This is a genomic window from Streptomyces sp. NPDC037288 (genome assembly GCF_055603265.1).
On record NZ_JBVJVY010000006.1, the window covers coordinates 288,314 to 311,261 of the forward strand.

Here is a 22,948-nt window from a genome sequence, read left to right on the forward strand (position 1 = left end):
CCCTGGGGAGCAAGCACTCAACGAGACGACAACACCCCCCCCTCTTCCCCCCCCCCCCCCCCCCCCCCCCCCCCCCCCCACCGGGATCCTGAGGGCGGTTTCCCGCCCGTGCTCATACGTCCACAGGGCAGGTGCCGTCGGGCAGTGCCGACGGGGTCCGGAGCGGCATGGGAACGCCCACGCTCATGCCCACGCTCACGCCCACGGGCGCGGCCTCGGCCTCGGGGCGGTCGTGGCAGGTGAAGCCGAGAAGCGACATGGCCCGGGTGACTTCGCGGGCGGTGAAGTCGCGGCGGTCCTGTCGCGTGATGACCTGGCCCACCTGCTTGACGGGGTAGCGGCGGCGGCCGATGGTCACGGACTCGCCTGTGATCAGCTCGGGCTTGACGCCCTTCATCGAGGCCAGCACCCCGGTTTTGGTCAGGTCGAACGGGTACCGGGCGATGACACAACGCATGATGCCTCCCAGACGTAACGCAAGGGACTGACCCGGGCGGGGTGGATCAGCCGCAGACGGGAGCAGGCCGGAGCGGGCTGCCGAGGACGTCCCGCAGGCGGATGCGGTCCGTGTAGGTGGAACTGGCGCGGAGAACGGCGAGCCGGGCCAGAGTGATCAAGCCCGTGCTCTGGTCGTCCCCGTCGCACACGGTCAGGTACTCGACACGTGCACCCGCCATGACGGCCATAGCCACCTCGACGGTCATGTCGTCACAGACCCGAGGTCCGTACGCCTCCATGTCGTGGACCACGGTCAGCGGCGCGAGGTCCGCCACGCGGTACGGCGTCTGAGTCGGCGTCAAAGGTGCCTCCTGCGGTAAGGGATGATCGGCTTGGTGGCCATTGCGGCCTGGGGGGACCGCTGCGGCTCCGGGGCCGCGCGGACCTAGGCCGCCGAGTCGATGCCGGTGTGCCGCCGTTCCCTGCGGCGCACCGCCGCGCCGACGGGCCGGCCCTGGCCGGTGCGGCCCTGACGGCCACGGGAGGGGGAAGACGTGCGGCGGGGACGTTCCGTGGCCGGCGAGGTGATGACGACCGGAACACCGGACGGCGCCTGGGCGCCGGTGATGCGGCTCAGCTCCGCCTCACCCGAACGCACCGGGGTGATGTGCGGGGTGATGCCGGCCGAGGCCATCAGCCGGCTCATGCCGCGGCGCTGGGCGGGTGTCACCAGGGTGACGACGCTGCCGGATTCCCCCGCGCGGGCCGTTCGACCGCTGCGGTGCAGGTAGTCCTTGTGGTCGCTGGGCGGATCCACGTTGACGACCAGGTCGAGGTTGTCGACGTGGATGCCTCGGGCCGCGACGTTGGTGGCGACCAGGACCGTGACGTGACCGTCCTTGAACTGGGACAGGGTCCGGGTGCGCTGCGGCTGGGACCTGCCACCGTGCAGGGCGGCGGCGCGGACGCCGCTGCTGAGGAGGTGCTTGGTCAACCGGTCCACGGCGTGCTTGGTGTCCAGGAACATGATGACCCGGCCGTCCCGTGCCGCGATCTCTGTGGTCGTCCGGTGCTTGTCCGCGTCGTGCACGTGGAGTACGTGGTGCTCCATCGTGGTGACGGCACCGGCCGACGGGTCGACGGAGTGGACCACCGGGTCGGTCAGAAAGCGGCGGACCAGCAGGTCGACGTTACGGTCCAGGGTCGCGGAGAAGAGCAACCGCTGGCCCTCCGGCCGCACCTGGTCGAGCAGGGCGGTGACCTGGGGCATGAAGCCCATGTCGGTCATCTGGTCGGCCTCGTCCAGGACGGTGACGGCGACGTCCCGCAGCCGGCAGTCACCCCGGTCGATCAGGTCCTTGAGCCGCCCCGGTGTCGCGACGACGACCTCGGCCCCGGCCCGCAGCGCACTCGCCTGCCTGCCGATCGACATTCCGCCGACCACGGTGGCCAGCCGCAGCCGGACGGCGCGGGCATACGGGGTGAGTGCGTCGGTGACCTGCTGGGCGAGTTCACGGGTGGGTACGAGGACCAGGGCCAGCGGCTGCCGCGGGTCGGCGCGCCGGCCCGCCGTGCGGGCCAGTACCGCGAGGCCGAAGGCGAGCGTCTTGCCCGATCCGGTACGGCCACGGCCGAGCACGTCACGGCCGGCCAGGGAGTTCGGCAGGGTCGCCGCCTGGATGGGGAACGGTACGGTCACGCCCTCGTGGCCGAGTGCCGCCAGCAACGGCGCCGGCATGGCGAGATCGGCGAACGACTCGGCGGCGGGCAACGCCGGTGTGGTCGTCTTCGGCAGTGCGAACTCACCCTGTGCGGCCCGCCGGTTTCCGAAGCCCTGGGACCGGCTCTGAACGCCGGAGCGGCCGGCGGCAGCGCTTCCCCCGAAGCGGTCGTATGTGCGAGTTGTGCGTGTGCGAGTGGTGTGTGCACGGTTCATGTGGAACCTTCCTCGATGCGGGCGCGTATCAAGGAATGTCCGCAGCAAAATAAACCGCGCAGAGAATCGCGAGAACGAGCCGGAAAAGCCAGGGTTGAATCACCCTGAAAATGAAGCGAGCTGGGGCCCGCACCCCAAGGTGCGGGCCCCAGCTACGAAGTGTGTGTCAGTGCCGACGCGTCACGCGGGAACGATGTTCTCGGCCGTCGGGCCCTTCTGGCCCTGCGCGATGTCGAACGACACCTTCTGGCCTTCCAGCAGCTCGCGGAAGCCCTGGGTGGCGATGTTGGAGTAGTGGGCGAAGACGTCGGGGCCGCCGCCGTCCTGCTCGATGAAGCCGAAGCCCTTTTCCGCGTTGAACCACTTCACGGTGCCAGTAGCCATTTTGTTTCTCCTTCGGAGACGGTGTCAGGAATGCGCCCTGTGCACATTCCGTGTCGCCGTGATGATCGACCGTCGGAATAACCTTCTGGCAACCACACCTGCAACTCGCACCGACAGTAGCACGTCGTGAGCGGCCCTGCGCGGTGCATAATCCCCGGTCCGCCTGTCGCCCCAGGAATATTTCTATTGCGCCGCGCCGATTTCTCACTTCCCGAGCACAGGAATTGCTCCCCCGGGCCCGCACTGTTGCCGTCGAGCTCTCCTGTCACAGCGCTGTGACCTCCTTCGACGGCTTGGACGCGGCTGCCGTCGTCATCGGCGGACGACATGCCGACGAACGCGACGGGACCCCAGCGGCGAGACGAAGGCCACGCGGCGGTTCCGGCGGGGCGACCGCGGCGGCCGTAGCAGGGCGAAGTCCATGCCGCCGACGCCGGCGGTGAACCGGCTGGTGCGGTAGCGCCCCGTTGCAGTCCGCGGGTGCGGGCCCGTGACCGAGGTGCGGCAGGCCCTTCGTGCCGGGGGCCAGATGACGGACGCGGCCTTGCCGACGTTTCGGTTGTCCTTCCTCAGCTCGGTCAGGCGGAGGGGAAGGGCTGTTCGGTCCAGATGGACTTGCCGGTGCGGGTGTGGCGGGTGCCCCAGCGCTGGCAGAGCGCGGAGACGAGCTGCAGGCCGCGGCCTCCTTCGTCGGTGGCGGAGGTGTGGCGGATGTGCGGCGTGGTCAGGCTGGCGTCGGAGACCTCGCAGACCAGTGCGCGGCTGCGGAGCATGCGCAGCCGGATGGGCCCGCAGGCGTGCCGGATGACGTTTCCGACCAGCTCGCTGACCAGGAGCTCGGTGGTCATGATCAGGTCCTCGTCGGCCATGTCCCAGGCGGTGAGCTGCTCGCGGACCAGCTCGCGGGCCTGTCCCGCGGCCAACGGGTCTTCCGGCAGCGGCCACTCGGCGACGTCCTCCGTGTCCAGCGGGTGGGTGCGGGCCAGCAGCAGGGCGGCGTCGTCGATCAGCGTGCCGTGGTCGGGGAGGAGAGCGGTGGTGAGGGTGGCGCAGAGGGCGTCCAGGTCGGATGCGTCCGCCTGTGAGGTCGGCATGGCGTTCACGAACTGGGAGAGGATCTCGGTGAGGCGGCTCATGCCGGTACTGACATCCCTGTCCTTGCTCTCGATCAGGCCGTCGGTGTAGAGGGCGATCAGGCTGTCGGCGGGGAGTTCGGTCTCGATGGTTTCGAAGGGCGGAGCGGCGACCCCCAGCGGCGGGTCCGGGGTCAGGGACAGGAACGTGACGGTGCCCTCCGGGTGGGCCACCACCGGGGGCGGGTGACCCGCGCTGGCGTACGACAGTCGCCGGGTCACCGGGTCGTAGATGGCGTACAGGCAGGTTGCGAAAGCATCGGTGCCCAGCTCGCCGACGATGTCGTTGAGGTGGCCGAGGATTTCGTCGGGTGGGAGCTCCAGCTCTGAGAGCGTGCGGACGGCCGTGCGGAGCCCGCCCATGGTGGCGGCCTCGGCCATGCCGTGGCCCATGACGTCGCCGATCACGAGCGCCACCCGGGCGGCGGAGAGCGGGATCACGTCGTACCAGTCACCGCCGACGTCCGTTCCCTGCTTGGCCGGCTGGTAGCGCGCCGCCGCTGTCACCTCGGGCAGCTTGGGCAGCGCCCGTGGCAGCAGGCTGCGCTGGAGGGTACGGGCCCGGGTCGTCGCCTCGTCGTACAGCGCGGCCCGCTCCAGGGCCTGCGCGATCAGCCCGCTGAGGGCGGTCAGCAGCGTTCGTTCGTCATCGTCCAGCACCCGGGGGCGATCGAAGGAGATCACCGCCGCGCCGTTCCCGCGCCCCGATCCCGCCAGCGGCAGAAAGACCCACGCCTCCTTGCCGCCCTCCCGGATCAGGATCTCGGCCGCCGGGTAACGCTCCAGGAACTCCTCCGGGGAGGAGATGTGGAGGGGCGTGCGAGTGCGTAGGGCGTCCCCCACCGGGTTCGTGGTGTTCCCCACCGTCCACTGCCCGTCCAGCTGACGGGTGAAGCGCTCCGGATACCCCTGGGAGCCGACCACGGTCAGCCGGTCGCAGGCGACGCCGAGCATGATGAGTCCGGACGCCCCGAGGGGTGTCATCACGCCGTCGGCCACCGCCGTCATCACGTCCTGGGCCGTGACAGCCTCGGCCAGCTCCCGCGTGATGCGTTGCACCAGGGCCGCCCGCTCTGCGGCGGCCCGCTCCGCGGCGGCTCGCTCGGCCTCCCGTAGATGCCGCTCGGTGATGTCGGTGATGTAGACGGTGAGACCGTCCGGCACCGGCACCAGCCGCAGGTGGTACCAGGACGTCCCGTCCGGCCCCGGTACGTCGAATCCGGCAGGCCGGCCCTCGGCCGCCGCGGCCCGGCACCGTTCCTCCAGCCCCGGCACGGCCCGTACCGCGGGAACGTCCCAGAGCAGCGCTCCGGCCACATCCCCCGATGCGCCGAAGAGCCGCTCGGCGGCGCGATTGACGAATCCGATGCGCCAGTCCGTGCCCAGGGAGACGAAGCCGTCACTCATGTGCCGCAACGCCCGCCCCACCGACTCCGCGGCGGCGTGCGTTTCGCTGCTGTCCCGGACGGTGCCGATCACCTTCACCGGCGTTCCCTCTTCGTCCGTGATCGTCCGGGCACGGACCTCGATCCAGAGGTAGGTGCCGTCCTGGCGCCGGATCCGGTACTCGTTCTGGAAGCCGCCGCGCAGCTGGATCCCCGTGTCGAAGCCGGCCACCACCGCTGGCAGGTCGTCGGGGTGGATCAGCGCCGTCCACGCCTCGATGCCGCCGCCCATCACCTCCGGGTCGACGCCGGCCAGCACCTGCTTGACGTTCCGGTCGGCGGTCAGCGCGCCGGTGCGCAGGTCCCAGGTGTACGTGAGGGAGGGCACCCCTCCCTCGTCCCACGGGGGAGCCTCCGGCGGTCCCGTCCTGTTCTCCAGTGCTCGTAGCAGGGTGGGGGACGGATTGAGGACCCCGGACGATCTGAGCCTCCCGGACATCCAGTCCGCCACCTCGGTCAGAAACGCGCGCTCCGTCGCGCCGGGCTCGGCGCCCGGGGCGAAGAGGACGGAGAGCGCGCCGCGTCGCCGGCCACGGCCCGGAACGGGGACGGCCAGGTGACCGATGGCGGCGGGGAGCCGGGAGGGCCACAGGGCGGCCGGGTCCCGGCCGGGCACCGGCTCGGGCGGGGTCAGGTCGGGCTGCCAGGTGATGGTGTCCTTCCGGGCGGCCCTGCTGGGCGGCGTCGTGCCGTGTGCCGGGATGATCAGCCAGGGCCGCTTCATCGGCTCCGGCAGGCCACTGCCGGCGACCAGGTAGAGGATGCCGCTCATGCCGCCACCTGGGAGATGCACCATGCCGCCCAGGCCCTGTACCTCGGCCACCGCCTGCTGGAGCGCGGTCAGCAGCACCTCGACGTCGCGCCGGTCCTCGTCCACGGCGTCGAGCAGCCACATCCGCATGCGGTGCCGCTCCGAAAGCGCCGACTCGATCTGCTCGGTCTGCTGGGTCTGCAGGGCCTGTGGCCACCGCAGGGGGTGGGGGCCGTGCGGCGTGGACGGACCGGTGTTGTGCGCATCGCCGCCTCCGACGTTCATCACGGCCGACTGTCGCCTCCACTCACCGCTGGGGTACCCGCTCGGTCTCACGCGATCGGATGTGGACCTGGAGCGATCCGCATCTATCTAACCGCGGCCAATGCGGACAATCTAGGCGATGTCATTTGCCCTGGGGAACCTCTCGTGAGGCATCAACCTCATGCGGTCTTCTGCTCACTCTCCGTTCCCGATGACCGATGAGAGGCTCCGCGCCGGTTCACCGCTCAGCGCAGGATTTCGGCCCGCAACCGCTCGTTCGGCGTGGCGATGTCCCAGTAGCGGGCAGTCAGAGTGCCGCTGTCGAGCTCAATCGTGAGCAGGCACTGCGTCGTGAGGTCTTCGCCATCGACGTGAACGACCTGCCTGGCGTCACGTCCGGTCGACGGCCTGCGGGGAGACCGGACGCTCGAAGAAGGTCTCCAGTACCACCGTCGCCTCGGTCCCGCTGACTCCGTCGATGGCGTAGATCCGGCGCAACACGTCCTGCAGTTGCTCGGTGGTCGCGGTCCTGACCTTCACCAGCACGGAGGCGCTGCCGGCGATGATGTGCGCCTCGAGGATCTCGGGGAGCGCGGCGAAGTCCTTCGCCGAGTCGCCCATCCAGGCGGTCGAGCCGACCATCACGTAGGCCAGGACACCGCCGCCCACCGCTGCCGGGTCCACCTCGGCCGCGGTGCGCCGGATGACGCCGCGCTCGCGCAGCTTGCGCACGCGCTCATGAGCCGCCCCGGCGGACAGGCCCACGGCCCGGCCCAGCGCGGCGTAGGACTGGGTGGCGTCCTGCTGGAGCTGCGCCAACAGGTCACGATCAATGTGATCCACAACTCTCCATTCGGAATGACCTTGCAGAGACCATAGCTCATCTTGCAATCTCTCCATCAAGCCGAAGGATATTCGGCACATCTGTGGGGAGGGGAGCCATGACCAGGGAGCGCCCTGCGCTGTACGAGATGCTCGACGACCGGTTCCGTACCGGGCGGTGCATGAACGGCGATGACGGCTTGGAGGTGCTGTACACCGGTTGCCGCTGGGCCGAGGGGCCGGTCTACCTTCCTGCTTGGAGGCAGGTGATCTGGAGCGACATCCCCAATGACCGGATGCTGCGCTGGGACGAGGAGACCGGTGCCGTCAGCGTCTTCCGCCGCTGTGCCGGGCACTCCAACGGCAACACCCTTGACCGCCAGGGCCGGCTGATCACCTGCGAGCAGGGCAACCGCCGGGTGACACGGACCGAGCACGACGGCACTGTCACGGTGCTGGCCGATCGCTGGCAGGGCAAGCGACTGAACAGCCCGAACGACGCGGCGGTGAAGTCGGACGGCTCCATCTGGTTCTCAGATCCGGACTTCGGCATCACCAGCGACTACGAGGGATACCGCGCCGAGAGCGAGATCGGCGCCAACAACGTCTACCGCATCGACCCGGACAACGGTGAAGTACGCCTGGTCGCCGGCTGCTTCGCGGCGCCGAACGGCCTGGTCTTCTCGGCCGACGAGCGAGCGCTCTTCGTCTCCGACACCCGGGCCGGCCACATCCGGGTCTTCGACGTACGGGACAACGGCACACTCTCCGACGGCAAGGTCTTCGCCGACGCCGCAAGCCGCGAGAACGCCCGCTTCGACAATCTCCGCTTCGACGACGGCGGCCGGCTCTGGGCGGCTGCGATGGACGATGGGGTGCACTGCTACGACCCCGACGGCACGCTGATCGGGCGGCTCAACATCCCCGAGAGGGTGGCCAACATCTCCTGGGGCGGAGCCAAGCGCAACCGTCTCTTCATCACCGCGCGGACCAGCCTCTACTCGGTGGTCATGGGCGTTACGGGCACGCACCCCACCGGCCCGGGGCGCCGGCCCTGGCCGGCCCCGAAGACCCGGTGACCTTCGTGCTCTCCGCGCAGGCGGAGGTGGGCCGGCGCTCGGACCTACCTCGGCGCCCCCAGCGCGCAGCCCACCGCCCCAGCCGGTCGCGCTCGCCGTCGGCCGGCCGGCGCGGCAGCCGGAGTTCGAGTGGCAGGACGAGCAGACCCACACCGACCAGGCAGAGCAGGGCCGAGTACATCAGTACGGGCACCAGCCCGACCATGGTCGATCCGCGGACGAACGCGACCGCGCAACCCCGGCCGTTCAACGCCGGGGCATTCCGTGTTCTCCGGGAGCAGGACGGTCGAGCGGCGCGGTCGGATACCGGTGGTGTCAGTGCTGGTGGTTGACCTGCCGGAGCAGATCCCGGATCTCTTGCAGGGTCATCTTGGCGCTGCCGTCGGAGTCCCAGTCGGCGACCACCTCGAAGTGCCTCTCGGCCGCCGCCAGATCGCCCCGGCGGCGGGCCAGGATCCCCGCGAGGCGGTTCCCCTCGACATGGCGCGGATACTCCTCGAGGATCTCCCCGACCAGACCCGCCGCCTCCTCGTCCCGCTCCGCGTCGACGAGCAGTCCGGCCAGCTCCGGCCGCGCGTCCTTCCGGGACCTGGAGAGTCCGTCCGACTCGAGCTCGAACTCGGCGCGCCGCTCCACGGCGCGCCGCAGCCACTCCTCGGCCTCCGCCTGGCGCCCCTGCGCCCGCAGGGCCCGGCCCAGGTGGTACGACGCCTGGATGATGCCGTCCTCGAACGCGAACAGCAGCCATCGTTCGGCCTCGGCATGGCGCCCGTACCGCACCATGCTCCTGCCCGCGAGGTAGGCCGGCCGGGACAGTCCGGTCTCCGCCGCCCGCACGTACCAGCGCTCCGCGAACTGGGGGTCGCCGCCCCGTTGCTGGGAGCACCAGCCCAGCCACCAGGCAGCCCCGCCGTGCCCGAGCCGCGCCGCCCGCAGGTGCCAGAGCCCGGCCGAGCGCTCGTCCTTCGCCCGGTCGTGGATGACGGCGATCTCGTACGCCGCATCGGCGTCACCGGCCTCGGCGGCGGGCTCGTAGAAGGGGATCATGTATCTGCCCTTGGCGCCGCCCCGCTCGTACAGCATGCGGCCGAGGGCGAGCAGCGCCCGCGGGGTACCCACGCGCCGGTACCACTCGGCGGCCTCGGGCAGCCGCTGCAGCCGGTCGAGCGCGTCGGCGCAGGCGAGCATCTCCTCCGGGCCGGCGCCGTCCGCTTCGGCGGCGGCGGTGAGCTCGGGCAGCCGCTTCCGGAGCTCCACGTCACGGGGCTGCTCGGGCCGGGCGCGCGTCTGCGCGATGTCCCGGAAGGTCCGGACGATCAAGTCGTGCGTGGTGTCCCACGGATCCTGGTTCTCCTCGTCGACACCGGTGCCGCGCAGCCACTCCTCCGCCTCGTCGAGCCGGAGTTGCCGCTCACAGAGCAGTGCGAGGTTGACACGGGCGACGAAGTGGCCGCCGTCCGACTCGGCGGCGGCCCGGTACCACCTCTCCGCCTCGCGCAGCCCGCCGCGCTCCTCCCACCAGACGCCGAGGACGTACGCGGCGCCCGAGTACCCCAGTTCGTGACTGCGCTCGGCGAGGGCGCGTACCTGAGCCCATCGGCTGTCGTCCCGGGCCACGAGGATGGCCTGGTCCACCAGGGCCTTGGCGCTGCCGACCGCCGCGGCCCTGGCGAACAGGGCCTCCGCCGCCGCGGCCGCACCGGGATAGCCGGCGTACACCTCGTCGTACTCGCCGTCGGTCAGCTCCCGCAGCGCGTCGTAGGCGGCCTCGGCGTCGCCGTCCTGCTCGGCCTGAGCGAGATCCGTCTCCCGTTGGTCGAGGTCGTCCAAGATGTCCGTGATGGCGGCGCGGGCATGGGCGGCCACGTGGTCCCCCTGCTCCTCCGCCTCTTCGAGCCGCTGCAGCGCCTCGTCCCACTCACCTCGCCGGGCCAGCCTGGCAGCCCCGTTGGTCAGACACTCCACACTGCCCAGCTCGGCACCGCGCGCGTACCACTCCTCCGCCCCGGCGTGGTCCCCCGCCTCCTCCAGCAGGGTCGCGAGCCCGAACGCACAGCCGCCGTCCCGGTCGGCGGCGCTGCGGTACCACCGCTCGGCCGCCGCGAAGTCCCAGCGGTCCCGGTGGACGATCGCGAGGGTACGGGCGGCCTGGGAGTCCCCTTCCTCGACGGCCTTCTCCCACCAGGGCAGGGCCTGGTCCACCTGTCCCTGTTTCGTGAGGAACTCTGCGTACGTACGGGCCGCGCCCGGCTGCCCGGCCCGGGCGGCGGCCAACTCGGGGCGTTCGCCCGGTATTTCGGCGAAGGTCTGCTCGTGCATCCGTTGATGGTGTCAGATGCCCGGCGGCCACGGACCAGGGAGCGGATCGTGTTCCGGTTGCCGAACTTCTGGGTGAAGTCGGCCTTGAGGACGCCCACATCGGACTTGGTGCCGTCCAGGTCCGTCTGCAGCCGCTTGGTCGCGTCGTCCACCGACTTCACGGTGGTGGTGAGTTCGCTCGTGGTGCCGCGCAGTGTGTCCAGATGTCCGGACAGGGTGCCGTACTGACCGCGCAGGTCGCTCAGTTCGGTCTCGCGCCGCGCCAGGCGGGCACGTATATCGCCCTTCGGATGTCCGGTCAGCGGACGAAGGAGATCTCCGGGTACTTCTTGTCGGGCCCGTCGAGCAGGGTGCTGTGCTGGTGGCGCAGCTCCTTGTCGAAGAAGGCCGCGAGGTAGACGCGCTGGATCGCGATCGCGCGGTCCGGATCGATCGTGCCGAACTGCTGCTGGAGCTGAGCCTGGGAGAGCCCGAGCAGGCTCGCCTCCTGCGGCACCATCCACTCGTTGTCGCTGAACGACAGGTGCGCCGCGCCATGGAGCTGGATGTCGACCCGGTATCCCTTGAGATGCGACCAAAGCGTGCGCCACGACCCGTCGTTGTTGCGGTTGTGGGTTCCGGAGCTGAAGAGCATGAAGGGGCGGTCCAGGTCCTTGCTCGGCGCCGTACCGAAGAACTGGCCGTCCAGGTCGGCACCCGCGGCGATGCGGTGGTCGAGCTGCATGGAGGTGTCGACCGCCGCGCCGCCCAGCGACCAGCCGAACATCCCGATGCGGGACATGTCCACGGCCTGCGACAGCCCGGTGGGGAGCGTGGGGTGGCCGGGGTCCGGGTTGCCGCCCTTGCTGATCGTGCCGAGCTGGTTGATGACGAACCGGATGTCGGCCGCGCGCACCTTGAGCGTGTCGGAGGAGTGCGCGCCCGCCGGCATCATGTTGACCTCGAGCCGGTTGCGCGGGAACTGCACCTCGTTGGCGTCGTGGGTGTGGTCGACGGTGACGACGAGGTAGCCGCGGCTGGCGAGGTCCTGGGCGAGCGCTGTGCCCATCGCGCGGTCCGAGTGCAGCCCCGTCGAGTACAGCAGGACGGGCAGCTTGCCGAGCTTGGTGTTCACAGGGGCGAGGACATGGCCCGCGGTCCTCGGCAGGGTCACCTGCTGCGGCGACAGCCCGCGCGAGGCGAGGAAGTGGGCGCCGGAGATCGACGGCATCCACGGCGCCTGATAGTGCCCGGACGTGGCGGTGGCCGGGTACCAGAGCGACACCATCAACTCGCGAGGGGTGCTGCCGGGGACGTACGGGTCCGTACGGGACTTGTCGACGAGGTGCAGGCCGACCATGCCCACGGTGTACGGCCCGGTCGGCGCGGGCATGTTGAGCTGGAGACCGGACGTATCCGAGCGGACGCCCGTGAGGGCCTCAGGGTGTACGGGCTTGTGGTGCAGCGGCGCCTCGTCGTTCTCGGGCGCCCAGGGTGTCTTCTGGTCGGGCTGGTCGGGTGAGAGCCCGGTGGCCGCAGGCTTGTCGGACGTCTTCCCGGCGGCCATCGCCGGTGTCATCCCCGCACCCAGGGCGACGGCCAGCGCACCCGCTGTACCGACGGCTCTGGCGATCACTCTTCGGCGGTGGCGCGGGCGGCGGTGTTTCATGGGACCCCCTTGTTGGTCAGCGATCGCAGAACGGGCGATCGAATGCCGCACACCGTACCGCTGGGGCGGCCGATGGACCGCGCGGAGATCCATGCCGTCGGCAGCGCCTCTCAGCCGTTTTGCGAACGCGACTTCGCAAGCGCCCCGGCGAACAGTGGTGCACTGACACATACGCATCCCGCCGGGCCTCTGCTCAGTCGAGGACACGGCGGCCACCTCCGAGGCCCTGGTGGCCGCCGGCAGTCCGAAACCGGCCGAACGCTTCACCGACCGCCCCTTCGCCGAGTACCGGGCCATGGACCCGGAAGGCAACTGGTCCGACCTCTCGGAAGACGGCTTCGGCGGCCCGCGCCCGTCGTCCGACGCCACTGGTTCCTGAACTCCGACCAGACGTTCATCGGCCGGCCCGGACGGTCCCAGGACCGGGGGCAGCACCCACGTGAACGGCTCCCGGAACCGCCCGGACCGGATCAGTCGGCGAGCCGGTTGACGGCACCGGCGGTGATGCCCTCCATGTAGCCGGGGTCGTCGCTGGGCTGACCGGTGAGTTCGACGATGCCGAACCTGTGGCCGCTGCGGATCACCGCGACGCCGCCGGCAACCTTGCCGTCGCCGCTGAAGGACGGGTACCAAGTGCCCTCGCCGGCCTTGACGGTGATCGTGCGCCCCTTGCCGTAGTACCAGTGACCATGCGGCTCGTTCTGGCAGCCGCGCACCAGCTTGTCGAGCTGCTTCTCGTACGAGGCCGCCGATGTGTCGGTGGAACCGTCCGCGACGGATTCGGTCAGCGAGGTGCCTTTGGTGTCGAAGGTCCAGGTCACGTCGGCATAGGCGGCGGACTTCCCCTTGGTCAGCTCTCGCATCGTCTCCTCGCCGGAGCATGCCGAGAGAGCTTGCTTCCCGGTCAGGTCCACCGTCGCGCGGACCGGGGCCAGGCCCTGCTGGAAGAAGTCGTCACTCTGCATCAGGCCGGCGGAGCCGAGGCCGGGTGCGGCAGGAGCGGCGGCGAGGGCGGTTGCCGACCGGCTCGCGGAACTCGTGTCCGCGCCGGCGGCGGGGAGCGCGCCGATGCCGACCGCTATCAGTGCGGCACCGACGGAGGCGGCTATCCCTGCGGTACGACCGCGACGCGCGAACTTCCTGCGGGCTGCCTGGTTGTCGGACATCTCATCTCCTGTCTGGTCGCGACGCGGTTGGCGTCGTCGTACATCTGGAGATGCCGGAGGTACGGGAGATGTTGGATGGTGATCTGCCACGATCGACGTGATCCATGTCACGCCCACTGGCGGGGCGGGGGTGGTCTCAGAGCCGTGTCACGGCCGTACGGACGATCCGCGTCATCGCAGCCGTGTCCAGGCAGGCATCAATCTCCAGGATCCCGTAGTGCGAGCCGTTGCGGAGTATGGCGACGCCTCCACACGGCTCCTTGCCTCGTGGTGCGGTCCCTGTCGTGTTCAGGTCGCCGCCGTACACACCCATCCAGCTCGCGGAGATGGCCGCGGCGACGTCGATCGTGTGCGTCGGCCCGTAGATCCAGTGAGTGGCGGGTTCGCTCTGGCACGGCACTTCCTCCAACAGCAGTCGTTCCGCGTAGTTCTGAGCCAGTGCGCGGCTTCCGGCGTCGTCGGCGACTTCGCGTGCGACCTGGTCGTCGATGTTCGCCGCCTCGGTAGGGTCGCCGTGGCCTGTGTCCTGGCTCGTCACCAACCCGCGGAAGTGCGCGTCGTACGACCCCAGCGTCTCGCCGAGGGTCTTCTCGCCGGTGCAGGTCGCGTTGGCGTAGTTGCCGTCTCCGACGCGGTCCCGCACGTAGATGCGCTTGGCGAGACCAACCTTCCTGAAATCGGCAGCCGTCAACAAGTGCCGGTTCGTCATCGGCCCGCTCGCGGGCCTCGGCGTCGGAGAGCCGTTGCCCGGCGAGGACGCCGCAGCGCCTGGCCTCATCGTCGGGGTGGCCGGAGCAGAGGGCGCGGGCAGGACGAACCGGCCGGTCAACAGGCCGAGTCCGATGGCTACCGCCAGGATGACGACGATCGTCCGAGGACGCACGGCAGCACCTCCCGGCCCGCGGTCGAGCTGATGCCAGGGGAGAGCGGGAAGCCGGGGCGTCTCAGAGGCCACCGCCGAGGCGGTCCCGCATGAAGCGACGGGCCTGATGGATGCGGTCCTTGACCGTGCCCAGAGGAGCGCCGGTGATCTCGGCGACCTGAAGATAGGTCAGGTCTCCGAGATCGCGGAGCACGAAGGACTCCACCAGGGCCGGGTGCCGCTCCTCCAGTGCGGCCAGCGACTCCATCAGGTCCAGGCGGGTCCCCGCGATGACGCTCGTCGTCCGTGGGTCGACACCGTCGGGAACGACGGCATGACTGTCCTCCGCCCGTCGGCGCATCGAGCGATACGTGGACCTGGCGGCGTTCGAGGCGATCACTGTCACCCAGCCGAGGAACGAGCCCCGCCCGGTGTACTCGTGCAGATGTGTGCTGATGGACAACAGGGCGTCCTGCGCGGCCTCTTCGGCGTCGGCGTGGTGCGGAAGAAACCGGGAGCAGCGGCGCATCACGGTGGGCCGAAGCCTGACGAGGAGGCGGTCCAGGGACGCCCGGTCACCTGCCTGGGCAGACGCCACGAGGTGCGTCAGCTCATCCTCCTCGAGCACCCTGCTGTCCCCCCGCTATCGTCCGACCTGGACCCCACTGGGCCGCACGGGAGTTCCCGACTGCAGCCAGCCACATCCGCCACATCGCCCCGGGAAAAATGTTGCCACATGCAGAAGCTAGGTCGATATCTCCTTGAGGACAGGCTGGGAGCCGGTTCGTTCGCCACCGTCTGGAAGGCATACGACCCCGAGCTCGACACCGATGTCGCGGTCAAGGTGCTGGCCGACAACTGGGCGTCGAACGCCGATGTACGACAGCGCTTCCTGGCGGAGGCGAGGCTGCTCCGCAGGATCTCCAGCCCACGTGTCGTGCGCGTTCACGACGTCGGCGTCCAGGACGACCGGCCGTACTTCGTCATGGACTACGTCCGAGGCGGCACGCTGGCCGAGAAGACAGGGCACTGCGGGCCCGCGGAGGCGCTCCGGCTCGCGGCCGAGGCCGGGTACGCGGTTCAGGTGCTCCATGACGCGGGCGTCATCCACCGCGACATCAAGCCGTCGAACCTCCTGCTCGACGCCGGCCGCACGCCTGCCGCCGTACTTGTCGCGGACCTCGGCAGCGCGAAGCAACTGGCCGACGCGTCGGGGCTGACGGTCACCACCGGCACTCCCGCGTACATGGCGCCCGAACAGGCCTTCCAGACGGGTGGGTTCGACGGCCGAGCCGATGTGTACGCCCTCGGTGTCGTCGCGTTCGAGTTGTTGACCGGACGCAAGCCGTTCGGGTCGGGCGGTCGCACAGCTCTTGTGACGCAGCAGGCGTCGGCGACGTCGTTGCCGGCCCTTCCCAGAGAGCTGGGGGCTCCGGACGGCATCGAAACACTGCTTCGCGCTGCGCTGTCCGTTGAACCTGACGAACGACCGCAGACCGCGCAGGCGTTCGCGGACGCGCTGCTGTCACGGCAGGAAGAGGAGTGGGCGTCGGTCGGGTCTTCGGGGCCGACGCGCCTGATGGTCTGGCTTGCGGCGGTCGTCGTGTTCCTGATGACAACGGTGCTGACCTGGTCGTTCCGCTGAACTTGCGGGTACCCCGTCCCATACGGAAGGTGCCGCCTGTTCACGAGCGCCACGCCTCCACATGACCGAGCGGGCCGCGCCGCACGGGATCACCCGCACCCTCGGGGTGGGCACCAGTCCGCGCTGGGCCTCCCTGACCACCGGAGGCACCTGGCAGGTCGCGCAGGTCGTGCGGCACGCGGTGCCGCGATCCGCAGCGGGTCAGCCGGCTCCGCGGGCACCGGGCTGCTCGGGCGCCGGGATGACCACGGTGTCGAAGCCGCCCGAGACGATCCGGGCGGCGAGGTCCGACAGACGCAGCTGGTGGGCGCGCGCGTAGGAGCGGAACGCGGCGAAGGCGTCGTCCACCGAGGTGTGCCAGCGCTCGGCCAGCACGCCCTTGACCTGTTCCACCATGACGCGGTTGGTCAGGGCGGTCTCCAGCTGGCTGTTCTCGACGTGTGACTGCTCCAGGGTGCGCTGTTGAAGGATCGCGATGGTGGCCACGTCGGCCAGCGCCTGGGCGAGTGCGATGTCGTCGTCGCCGAGGCGGCGAGGCGTCTCCTGGGAGAGGTTGAGCGCGCCGACGACCCGGTTGCGCAGGCGCAGCGGCAGCGCGTGCGTGACTGCGTACCCGGCATCCCGGGCCCGTGCGGCGAAGCGGGGCCAGTCCCGCGTCGTCTCCGGGCGGCTCAGGTCGATGTTCGCCCGGGCCTTTCCGGTGCGGTAGGACTCCACGCAGGGTCCCTGGTCGTGCTGGAGCGCGAACAGTTCGAGGACGCGTGTGCGCTCGTCGGAGGCGGCGATGATCTGCAGTTCGCCCTGCGCGTCCACGAGCAGGATCCCGGCCGCCGAGACGTCCAGGAGCTCCACGCAGCGCGTCGACAGCCGCTGCAGCAGATCGATGACGTCGAAGTCCTCGACGAGGGAGTCCGCGACCTCCACGAAGATCTCGGCCAGACGTCGTTCGCGGGCCATGGCGATCATCCCTTCCACCGTCGGGCGCATACGGCCCGTTCGTATGGTCGTCGAAACGGAGCATGCGGGCGACCAGGTCGGTCGCCACTTCCCCGAGGGGACGCTCACTGCTGTGCGCGTAGGCCCGCAGACACCGGAGGGCCTCCTCCAGCGGCACGCCGAGCTGGACGCTGATCATTCCCGTGGCCTGGTGCACGGGCCGGGCGGTTCGGCCCGGCCTGCTGAGCCGGCAGGGAACCGAACCCATGGCCGTCCTTGCCGCGGCCGCCGTGCCGGGCTCCGTTCAGATACATGCCGGTCAGCGCGGCGGCCGGCGCCGTGGCATCCGCCGGCTGCTGCCCGCTCATCGTCCGGTCCGCGCCGCACAGCATGGTCAGTACGCCCATCCGGATGGCTCCGACACCGAGCGGGAAGCAGCGCACCCCGTGGATGCGCATCTCCCGCGCGGCCTCCAGCAGGGCGGCCCACCGGTCGGGGCGTACGCGGTCGAGGTCGGGCTCCAGGGCCGGCACCCCGGTACGGATCGCGTCCGGCTCCCGGCCCCTCGCCCGCCGTGAACTGGAGTTCCTCGAACCGGGGACTCACCTCCGGGTGGCGCCGGACCGGCTCGGCCGTCCGGCCGCCCTCCACGAGCAGCGACAGCGCCGCACCCTCGGCGCCCAAGGCCCGCGCGCTCGCCGGGACCGGGCCGCTGCCCGCGTCCGAGCCCGCGCGCAGCGACCGCGGGACCTCGGCCGTGCCGTCGCTGATCACCGTTTCCCGGTCTGCCGCCGGCCGGGGCTCCGCACAGCACGGTGAACAGCACGGTGCCTCCTGACTCCGGGCGAACATCATGCGGGGCGGGCCGTCTCCGCGCGGTCGGCCGGGATGCCCTGCCAGGCGTCCTGCGCGCTGGCGTACCGCGGGAACCGGTCCAGGAGACCGCCGGCCCGCAACAGGAGTACCGCGCCCGGCAGGGTGTGCACGAGGCGCATCCACCCGTGCCGCTTCCGGCAGTCCTCCCATGCTGCGCACAGCGGGTCCAGGACGCTGCCGTCCACGAAGGTCACGGCGCTCATGTCGACGATGAGGAACAGCCGGCCGGTGCCGGAACGGCCCTCCTCCAGAGCCCGGGCGAAGCCCGGCGCGGTGATCAGGTCCAGTTCGCCGCCGACGCGGACCACTCGGCACTCGTCGAACAGGTCGGGATGCGGGCCCATAGCCCCATCTCCTCTGAGGTTGGCTTTCGCCTTGCGCAGAGCCTCTGTTGCGCGGAGCGGTACTGCGCGGAGAGGGCCGGGGTCACGGGCTGCCGTACGGCCAGCGTACTGGTGTCGAGGGGGACCGCGACGCCGCTTCGGGGATGTGCGCGGGTGCCCGTCGGCGACGGGTCCTTTCCCGCCGGGCGGAGTTACGGTGGGGAACCGAGGGCACGTCGTACGCCGGGCCGCCCTCTCGTCCCGCGGTCCGCCGCGGACACCCTGGGTACGTCCACAGGGCCGTGCCCCCAGTCAGGAGTGCCTTGATGGCCGCCGTCCTTCAGCCCCCGCCCTCCCTGCCCAAGGCCCGTCTGCGGCTCGCGCCGCGCGGTGCGGTGTCGCTGCGCGTCGACGGGGCATGGTGGCCCCGCTCCCGCGACCTGTTGGCCGAACTCCCCCCGCTGATCGGTGCCTTGCCCCGAGAGTGGGGGAAGATCGTCGGCGTCACCGTGAACGCGCAGAGGTGGGCGGATTCGCCGGGACGGATACTCGTCGGCCACCACGTCGTAAGACTGCGCAGGGATTCCGTCTGGCGGCGCCGGTACACCGTGTGCCTGCTCGCCCCGGACCACGGCCGACGGGACCTGCTGGTCGTGCCGCCGGAGCTGGCCGCGGCGGACGCCGAGTACCTGATGGCGGCCGTGGCGTCATACGGCCCCTGACGAGAACCGGATGCCACGACGATCATGCCGCGGCCAGGGCGGGAAGTCGTACCGCATGTGACGTTTGAGCGTGCAGATGCGCTGGGTATTGCGGGCGGGCTGTGTGACGGCTGTGCCCAAGTCACGGGAATGGACTGGGGGATGAGGGTGGCTCCGCGTGCAGCACGTCATCGGCGTTCGGTGAAGCGTCGTGTTCTTGCCGGCGTTTCCATCGCCACGGCGGCCGGGATCGCGGGCACCGCGACGATGGCCATGAACGCCGAGGCGGCGTGGACATCGACGTGGAACGTGTCGGCCTCCGGCTGGACCCCTGACGATTCCCCCACGGTGTCCGTCGACCGGCAGGGCGACGCCCTGCTTGCCTGGAATGCCTGCGACCTGTCGACGCCGGGCTGCTACTACCGGATCCAGGCCAGAGTGAAGACCGCGAGCGGCACGGTGACAGCGATCCGCACCCTGTCGCCCGACGGTGCCGCGCCGTCCTGGCCGGAGGCCGCCTCCGACGACACCGGCGACTCGGCGGTGGTCTGGCAGCAGGACAGCCAGGTCGTGGGCCGCCGGCTCTCGGCCTCCGGCAGCCTCGTCGGACCGCTGCAGAAGCTGTCCACGTCGGCGCCCGCGACGACCCCGGTGGTCGCCGTGACCCCGGGCGGCACCGCGATGGCGGCCTGGACGGAGATCCGCGACGGAAGCTGGTACGCGGTCGCCCGCCGCCTCAAGCTCGACGGCACGCTCGGCGCGCCCATCACCCTCGGCTCGGGCTCGACGGAGAAGCCGGCCATCGGAGTGGACCGCAGTGGCCAGTTCGTCGTCGCCTGGGCGCGCGCCTCGGACGTCGTGGCCAGGCGGATCACGTCGACGTCCGTCTCCTCGACGAAGGTGCTCACCTCGCCGATCGCTTCGTACGGCGGTTTCGGCACGGTGCGGGTCGGCATGGACCGGGACGGCGACGCGGTCATCACCTACCACTCCGGCGGCGGTGCCCGCTCGCAGGTCTGGGCCTCCCGCTGGAGCCGCTCCGGCACCCTGGCGGCCCCCCTGCGCATCTCGGCCGCCACGGACAACGTGGGCTTCCACCACGCCCTTGCGACCGACCTCGACGGCGACTCGATGATCGTGTGGACCCGCTACGACAGCAGCGGCAGACTCGAGCTGCTCGGCCGCCGCCTGTCCGCTGCCGGTGCCCGGGGCGCCGCCACCAGCCTGGGTCCCGGCGACCGCCCCGACCTGGCCCTCGACGACGACGGCGACGGCATGCTGGTCTTCCACACGGTCGTCCCCAAGTCGACGCCTCCGTACAGCTATACCAAGACCAGCGCCCGCCTGATCAGCCGTTCCGGCACCTTCGGCACCACGAAGACACTCACGTCGGACGGCCGGGTACCCCAGGTCGCCACCCGCCCGGCCTCCCGGTTCACAGTGATCTGGCAGCAGGAGAGCTTCCCGTACACGATCAAGTCGGTCACCGGTCCCTGACCGGCTCCAACTGCCCCGCTGCTCCTGCTCTGCGGGTTCCCACTTTTCCCTCTGTGAAGGAGATACATGCGCAAGCGCGCTGCCTTTGCCGTGCTCACCGCCGTCGCCGGAGTGGCATGCTTCGCCGTCCCCGGTGCCTACGCGGACGACAACGTGGGCGACATCCAGGTCGACAGCGTCGTCGTCAACGGCGGTAAGAACATCGTGGTCGACACGACCGACAAGACGATCACGGTCTCGGTGACCGCCACCGACCCGTCGGGCATCTGGGACGCGGACTTCTACCTGTGGCGGGGCCCGGACGGCACCGATCCCTACTTCAGCGCCGACAGCTTCATCGAGCCCAACGAGAACACCACCCCGGCGGACTGCGTCGCCTCCAGCAGTACGACGTCGACCTGCTCGAAGACCTTCACCTTCGAACCGGACTGGTCGCTCACGAACGCCGACGCCGGCACCTGGAAGGTCGAAGTCCAGGTGTCGGCCAACGACGGCAGCTACACCGACCGGTGGGCCTACACCACCACCCGCCTCCAGCGGTCCTCCAAGCTGACCGCCGACGCGGGTCCTGAGCCGATCGCCAAGGGCAAGACGCTCACCGTCACCGGCAAGCTCACCCGGGCCAACTGGGACACGCTCGATTACCGGGGCTACGCCGACCAGCCGGTCAAGCTCCAGTTCCGCAAGGCCGGTACTACGACCTACACCACCATCAAGACCGTGTACACCTCCAGCACCGGCAACCTGACGACCACGGCCCCCGCCTCGGAAGACGGCTACTGGCGCTGGAACTTTGCAGGCACTTCCACCACGCCGGCAGTCAAGGCGACCGGCGACTTCGTGGACGTGCAGTAACCCGAACGTCGCCCTCGACAGCTCACGCCCGCACGGCGATCACATAGCCAATGGTGAGCCAGGGGCACGCACCCGCCCACCGGTTGCCTGGCTGCCGGCCAGCATGGATGCGTTGTGTCGCCGTTGTTGCGCGGGCCCGGTCGCACCGCTGTTGACCGCGGCTGTCCGCTCCTACGGGCACGGATTGGGCACGGCGCCGAAGAACGGCGCCCCTTCACTGGGCAGCGCCACAGTCCGACAACCGGACCTCACTGCCCGTGCGCCAAGGTGAGTCCGGCGGGCACTCCGGCCGACGCCGGTGGCGCCGGGCATGACTCGCAGTAACCCGTGTACAGGAAGCCGCGCTGGGAAGGTGCACCGAGGTCCAGTGGGATGTCGACGTGGCTCGGGAGGGCGGCGAAGGGCGCGTTCGGGACGATGAACTCCCTGCCCGTGTACCTCTCGCGTACGGACTGCCGGTGGGCGGGCTTGCACACGAAGGGGTTGGCGTACGTGTTGTAGCCGAGCCCGACGCCCGTGTTGAGGAAGCCCGCGTCCTGGCACTGGTACAGCACGCCACGCAGAGCGGCGGCATCCCTGGGGCCGCGGTAGCGCGACTGGAAGTTCGCGAAGCACGTCTTGGAGTCGCCGCCGTCGTACGGGGACGGGCCGGCGGCGTCCAGTGCGCCGAGGAACGAGCGGCTGCAGCCGATGGCCGCTGAAGGAGCAGCTCCCTGAAGCAACTTGTCACGCCGGCATCCGGTCACCTCCTGGAACGCGCCTACGACGTCCTCGTCCCTGCGGAGCCGGGAGTAGGCGACGACGAGGTCCCGCTGAGCCGCGAGAGGGTATGCCCCCGTCTCGCCGAACTGCTCGTCGAGCAGGCGGAACCACGTCTCGAAGCTCGGCACCAGCGCTCGGACGCCCGGCCGGAGGGTGTAGACGGCGAGGTCCGTCGGAGTGGACCAGGTGTCCAGCCCGGGGTACCCGACGTACGACAGGATCCCGATGCCGACCTTCGGCGGGTGGTCGCCGTATCGCCTGCGCAACTCCAGGTACCGCTCCAGGTTGGTATTCGAGCCGGCCCAGGCGTACCAGAAGCCGCCAGGGTAGAGAGACGTGCCGCCACGGGCGTGCGTGGTGCCGAACAGGGCTGGTGACACGCACCGGACCTGCCGCGCGTCCCACGCGGCCTTGTACTCGGCAGGCGTGGCGATACAGCCGTTCGAGGGGATCGCCGCGCGACTGCGGACGTCCGCGAACGCGCTGGGCGCCCCCGCCAGGACGAGGAGGCAGGCCGCAAGGGTGACCGACACTCCTGCGTGCGGTCGGACGTGTCGACGTCGGCGGTTCATCGGGCCTCGGGCTTGCTGGGCCGTGCCGGGTGCGATGCCGATCAGCAGGAGGAGTGGTGCGAGGGCGCCGCCTACGAGAGCGCGCAATACGCGCATCCGGTGTCCCTTCTCTTCCGGCGCCCGTCGGGCGCCGTGCCACGGCGGGCAGCCGGTGCGATGACCGGCGGCCCGCCTCAACGTGTCAGAGGGCTCATTTCAGGCGCGGCATATGCACGCCAGGCGAAGGCGTCACAGATAGTCACCCGAACCGATGAGCACAAAGCCCCGGACGGCCGAAGACCCGGACGGCCGAAGACCCGGTGACGCGCAGCCCGCTCACCGGTCTAGACAACAAAGAACCCCCGGGTCTCCGACCTGGGGGTTTCTCATGGAGCGGGTGACGAGAATCGAACTCGCGCTCTCAGCTTGGGAAGCGACGGCGCTTGCGGAGCCGGATAGCCTCTAATGGGCCTTGTCGGGCCGTGGGGAAGACTACGGTCCGTAGCCGCCAGCAGGTGAGCACTCCAGGTCTCCGAATCATTGCGAGTTCTGAGG

The 22,948-nt window shown here is 70.4% G+C and carries 21 protein-coding genes and 1 pseudogene; 7 read left to right on the forward strand and 15 right to left on the reverse strand.

Features of this window, described 5'->3' with window-relative positions:
- Positions 1-112 precede the first annotated feature (112 nt).
- From ACZ7GZ_RS10270 to ACZ7GZ_RS10295, 6 genes are all read right to left on the reverse strand, one after another.
- Complete coding sequence (locus ACZ7GZ_RS10270) at positions 113-457, reverse strand: SCO5918 family protein (RefSeq protein ID WP_471022609.1); 345 nt, start codon at positions 455-457, stop codon at positions 113-115.
- 46 nt (positions 458-503) lie between these two features.
- Positions 504-737 carry a CBS domain-containing protein gene (locus ACZ7GZ_RS10275; protein WP_471022642.1) on the reverse strand — a complete coding sequence of 78 codons (234 nt, stop codon included), beginning with the start codon at positions 735-737 and terminating at the stop codon, positions 504-506.
- Positions 738-883: 146 nt separating this feature from the next.
- Entirely contained in the window at positions 884-2,374 is a 1,491-nt protein-coding gene (locus ACZ7GZ_RS10280) for a DEAD/DEAH box helicase (protein ID WP_471022611.1), read from the reverse strand.
- Positions 2,375-2,554: 180 nt separating this feature from the next.
- Complete coding sequence (locus tag ACZ7GZ_RS10285; RefSeq protein WP_030648194.1) at positions 2,555-2,758, reverse strand: cold-shock protein; 204 nt, start codon at positions 2,756-2,758, stop codon at positions 2,555-2,557.
- Between the two features lie 578 nt (positions 2,759-3,336).
- Positions 3,337-6,372 carry a SpoIIE family protein phosphatase gene (locus ACZ7GZ_RS10290; RefSeq protein WP_471022612.1) on the reverse strand — a complete coding sequence of 1,012 codons (3,036 nt, stop codon included), beginning with the start codon at positions 6,370-6,372 and terminating at the stop codon, positions 3,337-3,339.
- Positions 6,373-6,741: 369 nt separating this feature from the next.
- Positions 6,742-7,194, reverse strand: coding sequence for an Lrp/AsnC family transcriptional regulator (locus ACZ7GZ_RS10295; protein WP_471022614.1), 453 nt, complete (start codon positions 7,192-7,194; stop codon positions 6,742-6,744).
- A gap of 98 nt (positions 7,195-7,292) precedes the next feature.
- On the opposite strand from ACZ7GZ_RS10295, the gene ACZ7GZ_RS10300 reads away from it, so the two are divergent.
- Positions 7,293-8,252, forward strand: a complete 960-nt coding sequence (locus tag ACZ7GZ_RS10300) for an SMP-30/gluconolactonase/LRE family protein (protein WP_471022616.1) — start codon at positions 7,293-7,295, stop codon at positions 8,250-8,252.
- A gap of 315 nt (positions 8,253-8,567) precedes the next feature.
- On the opposite strand, the gene ACZ7GZ_RS10305 is transcribed toward ACZ7GZ_RS10300, so the two are convergent.
- Together ACZ7GZ_RS10305 and ACZ7GZ_RS10310 are read right to left on the reverse strand one after the other, a co-directional pair.
- Entirely contained in the window at positions 8,568-10,571 is a 2,004-nt protein-coding gene (locus tag ACZ7GZ_RS10305; RefSeq protein ID WP_471022617.1) for a tetratricopeptide repeat protein, read from the reverse strand.
- Between the two features lie 298 nt (positions 10,572-10,869).
- Positions 10,870-12,219: an alpha/beta hydrolase family protein gene (locus ACZ7GZ_RS10310; RefSeq protein ID WP_471022619.1), complete on the reverse strand. Its 1,350-nt coding sequence runs from the start codon at positions 12,217-12,219 to the stop codon at positions 10,870-10,872.
- Positions 12,220-12,448: 229 nt separating this feature from the next.
- On the opposite strand from ACZ7GZ_RS10310, the gene ACZ7GZ_RS10315 reads away from it, so the two are divergent.
- Complete coding sequence (locus tag ACZ7GZ_RS10315; RefSeq protein WP_471022620.1) at positions 12,449-12,598, forward strand: hypothetical protein; 150 nt, start codon at positions 12,449-12,451, stop codon at positions 12,596-12,598.
- A gap of 91 nt (positions 12,599-12,689) precedes the next feature.
- Here ACZ7GZ_RS10315 and ACZ7GZ_RS10320 read toward each other — a convergent pair whose 3' ends face one another.
- The 3 genes from ACZ7GZ_RS10320 to ACZ7GZ_RS10330 all read right to left on the reverse strand — a co-directional run bounded on the left by ACZ7GZ_RS10320 (position 12,690) and on the right by ACZ7GZ_RS10330 (position 14,875).
- Positions 12,690-13,385 carry a hypothetical protein gene (locus ACZ7GZ_RS10320; protein WP_471022621.1) on the reverse strand — a complete coding sequence of 232 codons (696 nt, stop codon included), beginning with the start codon at positions 13,383-13,385 and terminating at the stop codon, positions 12,690-12,692.
- 136 nt (positions 13,386-13,521) lie between these two features.
- Positions 13,522-14,268, reverse strand: coding sequence for a hypothetical protein (locus ACZ7GZ_RS10325; RefSeq protein WP_471022623.1), 747 nt, complete (start codon positions 14,266-14,268; stop codon positions 13,522-13,524).
- Positions 14,269-14,329: 61 nt separating this feature from the next.
- Positions 14,330-14,875, reverse strand: coding sequence for an RNA polymerase sigma factor (locus tag ACZ7GZ_RS10330; RefSeq protein WP_450801614.1), 546 nt, complete (start codon positions 14,873-14,875; stop codon positions 14,330-14,332).
- Positions 14,876-14,983: 108 nt separating this feature from the next.
- Here ACZ7GZ_RS10330 and ACZ7GZ_RS10335 point away from each other — a divergent pair, with 108 nt between their 5' ends.
- Positions 14,984-15,892, forward strand: a complete 909-nt coding sequence (locus ACZ7GZ_RS10335; protein ID WP_471022643.1) for a serine/threonine-protein kinase — start codon at positions 14,984-14,986, stop codon at positions 15,890-15,892.
- A 201-nt stretch (positions 15,893-16,093) separates the two neighbouring features.
- On the opposite strand, the gene ACZ7GZ_RS10340 is transcribed toward ACZ7GZ_RS10335, so the two are convergent.
- Together ACZ7GZ_RS10340 and ACZ7GZ_RS10345 are read right to left on the reverse strand one after the other, a co-directional pair.
- A complete protein-coding gene (locus tag ACZ7GZ_RS10340; RefSeq protein ID WP_471022644.1) occupies positions 16,094-16,858 on the reverse strand; it encodes a GAF domain-containing protein in 765 nt (254 codons plus the stop codon).
- A 121-nt stretch (positions 16,859-16,979) separates the two neighbouring features.
- Positions 16,980-17,096, reverse strand: a pseudogene (locus ACZ7GZ_RS10345) (hypothetical protein); the annotation flags it as partial.
- 306 nt (positions 17,097-17,402) lie between these two features.
- Here ACZ7GZ_RS10345 and ACZ7GZ_RS10350 point away from each other — a divergent pair.
- A complete protein-coding gene (locus ACZ7GZ_RS10350) occupies positions 17,403-17,666 on the forward strand; it encodes a hypothetical protein (RefSeq protein WP_471022625.1) in 264 nt (87 codons plus the stop codon).
- 13 nt (positions 17,667-17,679) lie between these two features.
- Here ACZ7GZ_RS10350 and ACZ7GZ_RS10355 read toward each other — a convergent pair whose 3' ends face one another.
- Positions 17,680-18,048 (reverse strand): STAS domain-containing protein, encoded by a 369-nt coding sequence (locus ACZ7GZ_RS10355; protein WP_471022627.1) that lies wholly within the window; start codon positions 18,046-18,048, stop codon positions 17,680-17,682.
- Between the two features lie 305 nt (positions 18,049-18,353).
- On the opposite strand from ACZ7GZ_RS10355, the gene ACZ7GZ_RS10360 reads away from it, so the two are divergent.
- The 3 genes from ACZ7GZ_RS10360 (at position 18,354) to ACZ7GZ_RS10370 (ending at position 21,080) form a co-directional block, all read left to right on the forward strand.
- Positions 18,354-18,749, forward strand: coding sequence for a DUF5994 family protein (locus ACZ7GZ_RS10360; RefSeq protein WP_471022628.1), 396 nt, complete (start codon positions 18,354-18,356; stop codon positions 18,747-18,749).
- A 180-nt stretch (positions 18,750-18,929) separates the two neighbouring features.
- On the forward strand, positions 18,930-20,225 hold the full coding sequence (locus ACZ7GZ_RS10365; protein ID WP_471022630.1) for a hypothetical protein: 1,296 nt from the start codon (positions 18,930-18,932) through the stop codon (positions 20,223-20,225).
- A gap of 66 nt (positions 20,226-20,291) precedes the next feature.
- The gene (locus ACZ7GZ_RS10370) at positions 20,292-21,080 is read left to right on the forward strand and encodes a calcium-binding protein (protein WP_471022631.1); all 789 of its coding nucleotides are present in this window, start codon (positions 20,292-20,294) and stop codon (positions 21,078-21,080) included.
- A gap of 248 nt (positions 21,081-21,328) precedes the next feature.
- Here ACZ7GZ_RS10370 and ACZ7GZ_RS10375 read toward each other — a convergent pair whose 3' ends face one another.
- Positions 21,329-22,375 (reverse strand): hypothetical protein, encoded by a 1,047-nt coding sequence (locus ACZ7GZ_RS10375; protein ID WP_471022632.1) that lies wholly within the window; start codon positions 22,373-22,375, stop codon positions 21,329-21,331.
- Positions 22,376-22,948 lie beyond the last annotated feature (573 nt).

Excerpts from the sequence above, each read along its gene's own strand:
- ACZ7GZ_RS10320 (WP_471022621.1), bottom strand. The coding sequence starts at position 13,385 with ATGTCCGACAACCAGGCAGCCCGCAGGAAGTTCGCGCGTCGCGGTCGT.
- ACZ7GZ_RS10280 (WP_471022611.1), bottom strand. The coding sequence starts at position 2,374 with ATGAACCGTGCACACACCACTCGCACACGCACAACTCGCACATACGAC.
- ACZ7GZ_RS10370 (WP_471022631.1), top strand. The coding sequence starts at position 20,292 with ATGCGCAAGCGCGCTGCCTTTGCCGTGCTCACCGCCGTCGCCGGAGTG.
- ACZ7GZ_RS10310 (WP_471022619.1), bottom strand. The coding sequence starts at position 12,219 with ATGAAACACCGCCGCCCGCGCCACCGCCGAAGAGTGATCGCCAGAGCC.
- ACZ7GZ_RS10290 (WP_471022612.1), bottom strand. The coding sequence starts at position 6,372 with ATGAACGTCGGAGGCGGCGATGCGCACAACACCGGTCCGTCCACGCCG.
- ACZ7GZ_RS10340 (WP_471022644.1), bottom strand. The coding sequence starts at position 16,858 with ATGATCGCCATGGCCCGCGAACGACGTCTGGCCGAGATCTTCGTGGAG.
- ACZ7GZ_RS10335 (WP_471022643.1), top strand. The coding sequence starts at position 14,984 with ATGCAGAAGCTAGGTCGATATCTCCTTGAGGACAGGCTGGGAGCCGGT.
- ACZ7GZ_RS10270 (WP_471022609.1), bottom strand. The coding sequence starts at position 457 with ATGCGTTGTGTCATCGCCCGGTACCCGTTCGACCTGACCAAAACCGGG.
- ACZ7GZ_RS10360 (WP_471022628.1), top strand. The coding sequence starts at position 18,354 with ATGGCCGCCGTCCTTCAGCCCCCGCCCTCCCTGCCCAAGGCCCGTCTG.
- ACZ7GZ_RS10355 (WP_471022627.1), bottom strand. The coding sequence starts at position 18,048 with ATGGGCCCGCATCCCGACCTGTTCGACGAGTGCCGAGTGGTCCGCGTC.
- ACZ7GZ_RS10300 (WP_471022616.1), top strand. The coding sequence starts at position 7,293 with ATGACCAGGGAGCGCCCTGCGCTGTACGAGATGCTCGACGACCGGTTC.
- ACZ7GZ_RS10275 (WP_471022642.1), bottom strand. The coding sequence starts at position 737 with ATGGAGGCGTACGGACCTCGGGTCTGTGACGACATGACCGTCGAGGTG.
- ACZ7GZ_RS10305 (WP_471022617.1), bottom strand. The coding sequence starts at position 10,571 with ATGCACGAGCAGACCTTCGCCGAAATACCGGGCGAACGCCCCGAGTTG.
- ACZ7GZ_RS10285 (WP_030648194.1), bottom strand. The coding sequence starts at position 2,758 with ATGGCTACTGGCACCGTGAAGTGGTTCAACGCGGAAAAGGGCTTCGGC.